A 9,303-nucleotide genomic window follows, 5' to 3' on the forward strand; every position below is an offset into this window, starting at 1 on the left:
GCAAGAGGGTTTCAACAGAGCCAATTTTTCACTATCAAGGAAAAAAGACGGCAATTCATACCAAAGTAAGCCACGGAAACAAGGAGATCAGTGACACATTAATCAACCTCATGGCGAAGCAGATTTACCTCTCAAAATCTCAGTTTGAAGGGCTTGTCGAGTGTACCGTGAAAGAAGATGATTTGGTCAAGATTTATTCTGAATCCGGGATGCTTTAGAGGTCATTCAAATGCCCTCCCGATCATGACGATGCATGCCAGCTGTCCCCCGGTCGGAAGAGATAATCATCAAACAAAATCTCCCTCTTCCATCAGACTGGCAGTATTCCTCAGCCCATACGCATCCAGAACCATGAACACGCCCATCATAAGCACGATTCTCACCAGCAAGAAGTTGAGGAACTCAATCAGCCTGTCAGGCAGTGTTGGAAGAGCACGACTAAAAACCTTCAGACCAATCGTATTTCGGAAAATACATCATCGCCAAAAAGAAGCATGTGATAGTATGTCTTTAACAGAAATAGGCTGCTGTGGGGCGTATTGCGGGACATGCCGGGTATTGAAGGAACAGGCATGCAAAGGGTGTAAAATCGGCTACGATACCGGCGAGCGGGATATCGACAGGGCCAGATGCCGGATAAAGGTGTGCTGCATGAAGAAAGGCTATACATCCTGTGCGGATTGTCCCGAGCTCCATGGATGCCGGACACTGAACGAATTCTATGCTAAAAACGGGTACAAATACAAGAAGTATAAGCAGGCAATCGAGTTCATCAGACAAAAAGGGTATTCTGCATTTCTCAAGATAGCCGGTACCTGGACGAATGCCTACGGAAAATATGAAAATAAGTGACCGGGAGGAGTCCTCCGGATAGTACCCTCACCACACCCCGGGCACCAGCCGGTAGCGTGTCTTCTGCCGGTACTCCGCGTACCCCGGGAGTTCCCTCACTAAAACCTCTTCTTCGTTCCGGATCCGGAGAATGATGAGTGCGGGCACGGGGAGAAACACGAAGAACGCCCAGAAGGACCCGAGGGCGAGCGGCGTCGCAAGAAACATCAGGATCGTTCCCAGGTACATGGGATGGCGGACGACGGCGTAGGGGCCGGTCTCGATCACCTTCTGCCCCGCCTCGACCTCCACCACCCGGGCCGCATAACTGTTCTCCCGGATTGTCAGGAAGAATATGAGATACCCGAGGAGAACCAGTCCGTCGGCCGCGAGGACTACGGCGACCGGCAGGTCCGACCACCCGAACCGGTAATCAAGGCCCGGGATGACAAAGCCGACGATGAGAACGATCGAAGAGAGTGCTATAATCGTCCTCTGCTCGCTCTCCCGCTCCCGCGTCCTCATGCGCCGTTCGAGGAGCTCCGGGTCGTGCTTCAGGAGATACAGGGCTGCGAAGGCTATGGGTATGAAGAGAACGCCCAGATAAAGCCACCCCTCCCAGTAATGGATCGAACCGGCGGGGACGAAGAGGAGCAGGGCTACGACAATGAGCCCCGCGATGAACCTGGCCAGAACCGCTCCCGCCAACCGGGCAGCGCTCCCCTCCGTCATAGATGCATTACCCTGCTCTGTTCCTTCTGGGCGTCCTGTTCCGGATCCCCTTCGTTGCTTCCCGGGATCTACCCGCCACCGAACCCTTCCTCGATGCCGTTATCCCTGGTCGCCCAACGCGTCTCCACTGTATTCCCGGTTCTGCAACACTTCCCGATGTCGTTATCTCCGATTGCCCCACGCATCTCCCCCTGGTTTCCGTATCCCTTCCCGATCCTGTGCCGACAGCCGGTGCCGCCCCAACCCCGGCACGTGGTTCCGGAAGCGCCTGTTGTTCAGGAATGACGACGCCATTGAGTACCTCAAACAGTCTCAGCCCCAGAGCGGTCGGCTCGTAGAACACCTTCCGCTTATCGGCAAAATCCTCGAGTTTGGCGATCTTCCTTGCCACAAGCCCGCCGTCGACAAGACCTTTCAGCACCGGGCCGATGCTGTTCGGGTTCGCCTTGAACTCCTCTTTTATCTCGCTGAAGTACTTCCTGCCCTCGAGCACCAGGGCTATGTACACGGCCCACCGGAGATCGCTATTCAGTTCCATCACGGCAGCCCGGGCCTCGTAGGGGACTTCGTTCAGGAATTTTTCGACAACTGCCTGCTCCATACCTCACCTCAACACGGACATTAGTTACATATAGCTAACTGATATAACCGTTTCGCCAACATCGGTTAGTATTACGTAACTAATAGTTATAATATCGCAATGATAATACTTTCTTAATGGTACCGCCGAGGGGACGCTCGACCGGGCAGGATGCAGCCCGCATTCGCTTCGAGAGATTGAAGCGAGAGCTCCCCATCGGCATTTACGGCTCTTTTCACCAGGAGAGAAAGAACGACCTGCTCAGGCTGAGGGGTGCCGTCAGGCAGCATGGTTACCTCAATGCGTGCATATCAGAAGACTTAGACGACAGACCTCACGAAGCACCAAATCCATCGGACCCCGTATACGATCGTCGCTTGAGCATACAACTGATCGATCGGAGTGTGGCTCATGTCTTCGTCCTCGCAATGCCTGAGGAGGGAGAACCGGCCAACCTGATACAATCCGTTTCGATGGAACTGGAACGACTCACCGCACTCATGGAACATAGAATAAAGGACCATCAGGATGTCATGCTCCTTGTCCAGAACGGACTTATGGACTGCATCGCAGGGAGCGCCGGAAACGTATGCAAGGGACTGATTGCCGGAAAGGAGTACGAGTGGGATATCGAATACTATACGCGGATTGGTACCACCTTCAAACCGACGATCAACTTCTGTTATCGGTGTATTGAAAAGCGATGGGACCTATTATAGCGAACCCATCCAGCAACGATCTGAGGGGGCCACCCCGGGCACCAGCCGGTAGCGCCCGCCCTACCGCCCTTCCTCTCCCCGGATCATCATCTCCGCCGCATCCTCCAGGGAACCGAGTCCGATCCGGATGATCTCCCGGAGCCCGGCAATCTTTCGCCACATACGATTGCCATACACCACCACTCGATTACATAATACACTCAATTGATTACAAAATAAACTCAATTGAACACATTTAGAAATCAAAAGAGCACCTTTTTATAATCAACAGGCCCATCCCCATACATGCTTGAAGTCCTCATCACCTCGGAGACGAGAGTGAGACTGCTCACGCTATTCCTTATGAATCCCGGCAAGGAGTATTACATACGCCAGATCGAGAGGCTTGTCGGGAAGAACTACGCGCTTGTCCGGAAGGAACTCGCAAGACTCGAATCGTTCGGACTATTGACGTCGGAGGTGAAGGGGAACCAGACATACTATTCTGTCGACCAGGATTTCTTCCTCTACCCCGAGTTGCAGAGACTGGTACTCAAGACCGAGGGGGTCGCCCAGGCCTTGAAGGAGCGGCTCGGCGAGATCGGAGATGTCGATTGCATATTCATCTACGGCTCGTTCGCGAAAGGAAGCGCAGGTGCAAAGAGCGATATCGACCTCTTCATCGTCGGGGATGTCGATGAAAACCGGCTGATCCCCCTGCTCAACGAGAGTGAAAGGACGCTTCAAAGGGCGATCAATTATACGCTGGTAACAAAAGAAGAACTGCGGGACCGGGTCGCCGGGGCGGACCCGTTCATCACTAATGTCCTGAACGGGCCAAAAATCATGATCGAGGGCGAGGGATGCTATGGTAAAACGGCTGGAGACGGAAGGAAAGATTGAGAGGATACCCATCGATCGGAGAACGGTCAGGGAAGCGATCGATATCGCCGAACGAGACCTTCGTGCCGCCGAAATGGACCTTGCGATCAGCAATGAATGGACATACAACATCGCCTACAACGCGGTTTTGTCGGCAGGCAGAGCACTGATGTTTGCCGGAGGCTACCGCCCGAAGGGCGGTGAAGGGCACGTTTCCGTGAAGGAATTCCTGGGGGTATCATCTCAATCAGGATGAGGTTGCCGTCTTCGACCGGATGCGGAGAAAGCGGCATATGGCCACGTATGATGTCAGTTCCATCGTCACCCATACCGACGCAGAAAGTGCAATTACTATGGCAAGAACCCTGGTGGACACGATAAAGGGAATTCTTACAGAGGATGGATTCTTATCGTAACGCACTGTTGTGCGGGCAGGTACGGTGCGGAGACGCCGGCTCTACCGCCCCTCTTCCCGGATCATCGCTTCAACCGCCATCCTCCATCGGCCCGAGTTCGGTTCGGAGGATCGTCGGTTTCACCGCATAGCAGGAGTGAACGCCGGTATCACGGAGGCCGGCAATCTTTCGCCGCTCTGTAGCCCCCCGGTGACGCCCGGGGGAATCTGCTTTGTCACTTCCCCGATGGTGATGAACCTTAGCACGACGGCAGGCACATGCGATCCCCACGAACTCCTCAAACGACCGGCAGGATGGCCCGGGCGCCGAATCCGTCCTTCCATGGCGTCCTCCATATCCTTCAGATTGCGGCCCTTTCACGCCGACGATAGCAGGGGTTCGAATGCCCTCAACAGCACCCCGGCCGATGGAGAACCGCTCTCCGCCGTTCATTCCTCGATCGGGAATCCCACGAAATCCGCCACAGCCGCTGCAGACATCTATATATACTCTGTTCCCTATCCCGCCGCGACGTGGGATCATTGATGCCGTGGAAATTTTCACCCTACACCGCCTGCAGGCAGATCTTCCCTTTTGAGACAGGTCAACGAGACATACGCGCACCAGGAGCAGCGAGACACCCGGAAAACAGTGGCAACACCATCCACCTGTCTGCACGAGAGCAGCGCACGCGGGATCGTGATCGCATGCACAGGGCTCTTCGCCCTTGAAACGAGGCGGAGAGCCGGCAACAGTCGAGGAAGGTGAAACGTATGAGAGTTGTAGCTTTCGGGGTGATGGCCATCGCTATTATCGCCATCGCCGTCATCTGCGCAACGGGAATCACTTCGGCAATGCCGCCCCCCATACAGCCGGAGCAACCGCCGGTAGTCGAACCTCCCCCACCGCCGACGCCGACGGTCATGCCCACGCGACCGCCGGTAGTCGGACCGACGATAATAGTCGAACCTCCGATAGTCGAGCCTCCCCCACCTCAAACACCGACGGCCACACCAACACAGACCCAGGTGCCGACGACAACGCCGACAGCCACACCGACACAAACTCAAACTACAACGGCAGCAACACCGACGCAGCCATCAACGACAACACTCTCACGGCCGCCACCGCCGACAGTCGCACCTCCGCAACCGTCAACGACGCAGCCCCAACAGAACGTCTCGACCGGTCCCGCGACGCAGGTATCGAGCGGCCCGGCGGACCAGATGTACCCTGCAATATCCGGAGACAGCATCGTCTGGGTTCTCAACGATTCGCAAAACGAATCACTCTCGGTGGAACTCTACAGCATCTCTTCGGAAAATACCTCGACCATCTCCGACGCCACATCGGTTCCTCTCGCGATGCCGTACCAACTTGCCATCGCTGAGAATAACGCCGTCTGGTCCGGGCTAAACCCACAGACAGGAGGAACTAACATCCACCTCTACGACACCGCTTCGGGCACGCTGCAGCAGGTGACGGAGGATGGCCCCGGAATGCAGCTGGATCCGGGTGTTTCGCAGGACTACATCATCTGGACTAACCTTACGAACGAGTCGAGCGACGTATACCTCTACGAGATTGCAAATGAAAACATCACACCCATGGTCTCCCCTCTCTCCTACCAGATGGAGACGGCCATCGGTGGAAATACGACTGCCTGGGCGGATAACACGACCGGGGGCGGAGACTTCGACATCGTGGTGGCGCCCCTCGGGGAATCGAACGGGACCTTCCTGGGCGATTCCGGTGACGAGCGCTATCCCGACGTCTCGAGCGACGGCCGGTACGTCGCCTGGATCAGCTTCCTCGAGAACCGGAGCGCCGTGTACCTCTACGACGTGGCGGAGGACAACGCGATAGAAATAACCGAAGAATCGGCACGTCCGGACGCCGTTGCGGTCGACGGCAACCTCGTCGTCTACTCGGACATGCGGACCGGCAACCACGACATCTACATGTATAACGTAACCAACGGAACGGAAACGCCGGTTACGCAGGATCAGTATGACCAGTCCTACCCGGACGTCTCCAACGGCGAGATCGTCTGGATGGGCAACAATACCGGCCGGTGGGAGATCTATCGTCTCCCTGCCGGCGGGTAATCAGGAGCAGGACAGTCGTACATTCCCCTTTAACATCCAAAAGTTGAGCCGCTGAAGAGGGGCGCCGGCCGATTCTCCGGCCGGAGGAGACGGTCATCGAGCGAAGCCGCCCGCTTCCATCAGACGGGCGGCGTTCCTCAATCCCCACGCATCCAGAACCAGAAACGCACCCGCCATGAGCACGATCCCGGCGAGCAGGAAGACGAGGAGATCGACCAGCCCCTCGGGCAGGGTAACGGCGAGAATCCCGAGAACCAGCGAACTTACTCCCAGCCCGAGCGTATACCAGAAGCCGTTCGGCAAATGCCCTCGCTCCCGAACCACCCGGAGCAGCGTGACGACGGCGCTGGAAAAAAACCAGACCACTAGAACCAGCAGGATGAGGACGAGGTACAGTTCCCAGAAGACAAACAGAGCGACCCCTGCACCCGCCACGAGACTCCCCCGGACGATATCCCTGTCTGCATGCTCCTGCCTCTTCCTCTGCCGGATGCCCTTGACGATCGTGAGGAGGCCGATAAAAAGAACAAGGGAGGGCAGGATTACGGCGAAGAAGGGCGTAACATCAGAGAACGCCAGGAAGAGAAGGATCGTGGCTATCGCCCACAGGAGCGCTCCAAAGCCCATCCGGAGCCTCCAGCTCGTATGCTGATCTAGAAGACGCTGCAGAGGGTCTTTCCGTGTCGCGTCTTTCGCCGTTACGAGAATGGTATCCATAGTCTCGTAAACCATGAGCACCAGGGGTGCATCGTCGATCAGGTGCATGAGGGGGTTCTTCTCCGGGTCGTACCGGTCCAGGTGGACGCGGTACTCCGAGACCGTCTCGTGGGCGTGGTACTGCCCTTTCCGGTAACTCGCGACGGTCTCAGGGCTCGGCACGTTGATGGCGGACCGTTTCCAGCCCGGATCGAGCGGGTCGGTCACCAGAGCTTTCGGGACGACGACCTGAAAGACCCCCTGGTGCAGGGCATCGAGATACGACTCAAGCGTGCTCAACCTCTCTCCTCCTCACGATTGTTTCATCCTCAGGATTCCCCGATACGGCTCGGGTTGTCTTCGTGCAGGATTGACAGCCGGGCAATTACGCAAACTCCGGGTTTAATCGTATGAGATCGCCTGCATATAACAAATCCCCGCATCCGCCGCCGGGGGAACCCGGTCGGAGATAGATATGGATAATAACGTGTTTGGCAGGTATGAATATAGCGCATTTTCATGGAGGCGCTTGCCCTGCAGCGCTCCCTGCTGTTCACCGATGAACGCAGGGATAATGGGCGAGGTCCCGGACAGACACCCCTTTACCGTCACCGCAGCCGGAATGCCGGGAGGATCGCCATGATACCTCCCACGACTGCGAAGATTGCCACGATCAAGGGCCACTGCCGATATCGGTGGGTGGGCGAGGAGGAGGAAACCGAAGACGATGCTGAGAACCCCGGGATGTTCGTTCCCCATCCGCCCCTCTGAAAGCCCGAACCCGGTGTACAGTCCCGATGACCGGACTCTGGTGAAGATGGCAACGACCGTCGGAAGGGGGCAGAGTGGCATACAACGGATAAGCAAGGACGAATATACCGGCAAGGATTCCCAGAACCCCCGAGAGGAGGCTTCATCCGCACCCTCCTTCTCCAGGCAAACGCCGCTTTCGTCGGTCTGGGGTTCGGCCTGAACCCCCTGTTCATCCTGGCCGTCATGACGCTCGTGGAGCGCAAGGTAGTCCTCGCCATCTACGAGCTCCTGGACGCATTTGCCGGGCAGTCGGAGAGAGCCCGGCGTTTCAAGATGAAACGACATCCTGTTTTGTGGAAGTACGGAGCCGTCGCGCTCATCGTCCTTCCCGCACTCCCGGCAATCGGCCTCTATTCGAGCGTCGTCATCGGGTGCCTTCTGCGCTGGAACAAGCTTCAGTTGCTCTTCTTCGTCACGCCGGGATGGATTCTCGTCATCACCTTCCTCCTGCTGGTGGCTCTCGGGTTCATCCAGGCGATCTTCTGATGCGGACGACAGGGATCTCCAGGACGGTGAAGAACGCGCCTGTCACGGAGCGGCGCAACCCTGTGACTGAAAATCCTGAAAAAGGCCCCCGGCCAGTGCGAAAGACGGGATTTTATTAGCAGCCGCGATGAACCCATAATTAATGGTACTGCCGTACAGGAACAAATCCGAAAGGGATAAGAAAGACGAAATCCCGGAAACGTCTCCGGATGAGTTCTCCCGGGATGTTATCCAGGCACGGGCTGAAGCGGAAAAGATCATCAGCACGGCAGAAGACGATTTAAGACGTCTTAATGAGATGAGATGGAGCCTTAGATATACACCTTTCATCCTTGCAGCCGCAATAATAGTTAATCTGGGACTTCTGCTCGTATTCACCTGGCAGTATTACCTGTACTGGATTATGGCATCGTTCATATTCCTGATGGTAAACCCCTTTCTAACCATGCTCCCGACCGATGTGGACAATTTAAAGTCGTACGTAGGATACATCAGGGATCTCAAGGACCGTGAGAGGAAAGGCCGGGACGAGATTAAGTCCGAAGAAACCTCCAGAATGAGCGACATTGCCGATAAAACGAAGACGCTCAAAGGACTCTCAAGGCAGAGGAGATACCTGTACGAACTCGGATGGAACCTGTTCTTTATGAACTGTCAGCCGCTTGCCCCGGGTTTTCTTGTGCTTTTCGCCCTCTCCTCGGTATTTGCGTTTGCAGGGTGGGCCATTAACGGTGAATTCGAGTTGTTCTCCTCCTTGATCGTTATAGTCCAGTCCGTTGCAATCATCGTATTCTATGCGGCGATTGTACACGTGCAGCCGTATTCACGCGGCTTTTTCACGGGCATGCTTGGTGCGCATTCCAGGTTCAAAGAAAAATACGAGGAGGCCTGGAGCCAGGGGCTGAAGTATGCACTCACTGCGGTCGTGCTGATAACCGTCACCGGAATAATCGTTATCGCGGCAATTCTTCTCCCGGGGTTTACCTATGACAGTTTTAGATCCGCCGAAGCCGATATTCATATCAGAGCCGGAACATTTGCCCTCATTTTCCTGACGCAGAGGCTCTGTTGAAACCCTCTTG

The 9,303-nt window shown here is 55.9% G+C and carries 12 protein-coding genes; 9 read left to right on the plus strand and 3 right to left on the minus strand.

The features are described 5' to 3' along the window. Positions 1-218: hypothetical protein (locus BRA62_RS11770; RefSeq protein ID WP_292366826.1), on the plus strand; the 218-nt coding region annotated here is incomplete at its 5' end. 25 nt (positions 219-243) lie between these two features. Continuing rightward, a complete protein-coding gene (locus tag BRA62_RS11775) occupies positions 244-852 on the plus strand; it encodes a DUF3795 domain-containing protein (RefSeq protein ID WP_292366827.1) in 609 nt (202 codons plus the stop codon). A 27-nt stretch (positions 853-879) separates the two neighbouring features. Here the strand turns inward: BRA62_RS11775 and BRA62_RS11780 are convergent, their stop codons facing one another. Together BRA62_RS11780 and BRA62_RS11785 are read right to left on the minus strand one after the other, a co-directional pair. Further along, positions 880-1,563, minus strand: coding sequence for a methyltransferase family protein (locus BRA62_RS11780; RefSeq protein ID WP_292366829.1), 684 nt, complete (start codon positions 1,561-1,563; stop codon positions 880-882). A gap of 7 nt (positions 1,564-1,570) precedes the next feature. After that, positions 1,571-2,164: a MarR family winged helix-turn-helix transcriptional regulator gene (locus tag BRA62_RS11785; RefSeq protein ID WP_292366831.1), complete on the minus strand. Its 594-nt coding sequence runs from the start codon at positions 2,162-2,164 to the stop codon at positions 1,571-1,573. Positions 2,165-2,280: 116 nt separating this feature from the next. Here BRA62_RS11785 and BRA62_RS11790 point away from each other — a divergent pair, with 116 nt between their 5' ends. From BRA62_RS11790 to BRA62_RS11805, 4 genes are all read left to right on the plus strand, one after another. Beyond that, entirely contained in the window at positions 2,281-2,862 is a 582-nt protein-coding gene (locus BRA62_RS11790; protein WP_292366833.1) for a hypothetical protein, read from the plus strand. Positions 2,863-3,147: 285 nt separating this feature from the next. Then, the gene (locus BRA62_RS11795) at positions 3,148-3,744 is read left to right on the plus strand and encodes a nucleotidyltransferase domain-containing protein (RefSeq protein WP_292366835.1); all 597 of its coding nucleotides are present in this window, start codon (positions 3,148-3,150) and stop codon (positions 3,742-3,744) included. Continuing rightward, entirely contained in the window at positions 3,710-3,979 is a 270-nt protein-coding gene (locus tag BRA62_RS11800; RefSeq protein ID WP_292366837.1) for a hypothetical protein, read from the plus strand. The genes BRA62_RS11795 and BRA62_RS11800 overlap by 35 nt, the downstream gene beginning before the upstream one ends. Before the next feature lie 1,062 nt (positions 3,980-5,041). Beyond that, entirely contained in the window at positions 5,042-6,226 is a 1,185-nt protein-coding gene (locus BRA62_RS11805; RefSeq protein ID WP_292366846.1) for a hypothetical protein, read from the plus strand. Positions 6,227-6,319: 93 nt separating this feature from the next. Here BRA62_RS11805 and BRA62_RS11810 read toward each other — a convergent pair whose 3' ends face one another. Further along, positions 6,320-7,222 carry an HdeD family acid-resistance protein gene (locus BRA62_RS11810; RefSeq protein WP_292366838.1) on the minus strand — a complete coding sequence of 301 codons (903 nt, stop codon included), beginning with the start codon at positions 7,220-7,222 and terminating at the stop codon, positions 6,320-6,322. A 219-nt stretch (positions 7,223-7,441) separates the two neighbouring features. Here BRA62_RS11810 and BRA62_RS11815 point away from each other — a divergent pair, with 219 nt between their 5' ends. The 3 genes from BRA62_RS11815 to BRA62_RS11825 all read left to right on the plus strand — a co-directional run bounded on the left by BRA62_RS11815 (position 7,442) and on the right by BRA62_RS11825 (position 9,293). Further along, entirely contained in the window at positions 7,442-7,693 is a 252-nt protein-coding gene (locus BRA62_RS11815) for a hypothetical protein (protein ID WP_292366840.1), read from the plus strand. 225 nt (positions 7,694-7,918) lie between these two features. Beyond that, positions 7,919-8,221, plus strand: coding sequence for a hypothetical protein (locus BRA62_RS11820; RefSeq protein ID WP_292366842.1), 303 nt, complete (start codon positions 7,919-7,921; stop codon positions 8,219-8,221). A 142-nt stretch (positions 8,222-8,363) separates the two neighbouring features. Next, on the plus strand, positions 8,364-9,293 hold the full coding sequence (locus BRA62_RS11825) for a hypothetical protein (RefSeq protein ID WP_292366844.1): 930 nt from the start codon (positions 8,364-8,366) through the stop codon (positions 9,291-9,293). Positions 9,294-9,303: the final 10 nt, after the last annotated feature.

The sequence above is a fragment of the Methanoculleus sp. UBA208 genome (assembly GCF_002498065.1).
In the GTDB taxonomy this organism is placed as follows: Archaea; Halobacteriota; Methanomicrobia; order Methanomicrobiales; family Methanoculleaceae; genus Methanoculleus.

Coding starts and splice junctions, on each gene's coding strand:
- BRA62_RS11775 (WP_292366827.1), top strand. CDS start 244: ATGACGATGCATGCCAGCTGTCCCCCGGTCGGAAGAGATAATCATCAA.
- BRA62_RS11780 (WP_292366829.1), bottom strand. CDS start 1,563: ATGACGGAGGGGAGCGCTGCCCGGTTGGCGGGAGCGGTTCTGGCCAGG.
- BRA62_RS11785 (WP_292366831.1), bottom strand. CDS start 2,164: ATGGAGCAGGCAGTTGTCGAAAAATTCCTGAACGAAGTCCCCTACGAG.
- BRA62_RS11790 (WP_292366833.1), top strand. CDS start 2,281: ATGGTACCGCCGAGGGGACGCTCGACCGGGCAGGATGCAGCCCGCATT.
- BRA62_RS11795 (WP_292366835.1), top strand. CDS start 3,148: ATGCTTGAAGTCCTCATCACCTCGGAGACGAGAGTGAGACTGCTCACG.
- BRA62_RS11800 (WP_292366837.1), top strand. CDS start 3,710: ATGGTAAAACGGCTGGAGACGGAAGGAAAGATTGAGAGGATACCCATC.
- BRA62_RS11805 (WP_292366846.1), top strand. CDS start 5,042: ATGCCCACGCGACCGCCGGTAGTCGGACCGACGATAATAGTCGAACCT.
- BRA62_RS11815 (WP_292366840.1), top strand. CDS start 7,442: ATGGAGGCGCTTGCCCTGCAGCGCTCCCTGCTGTTCACCGATGAACGC.
- BRA62_RS11820 (WP_292366842.1), top strand. CDS start 7,919: ATGACGCTCGTGGAGCGCAAGGTAGTCCTCGCCATCTACGAGCTCCTG.
- BRA62_RS11825 (WP_292366844.1), top strand. CDS start 8,364: ATGGTACTGCCGTACAGGAACAAATCCGAAAGGGATAAGAAAGACGAA.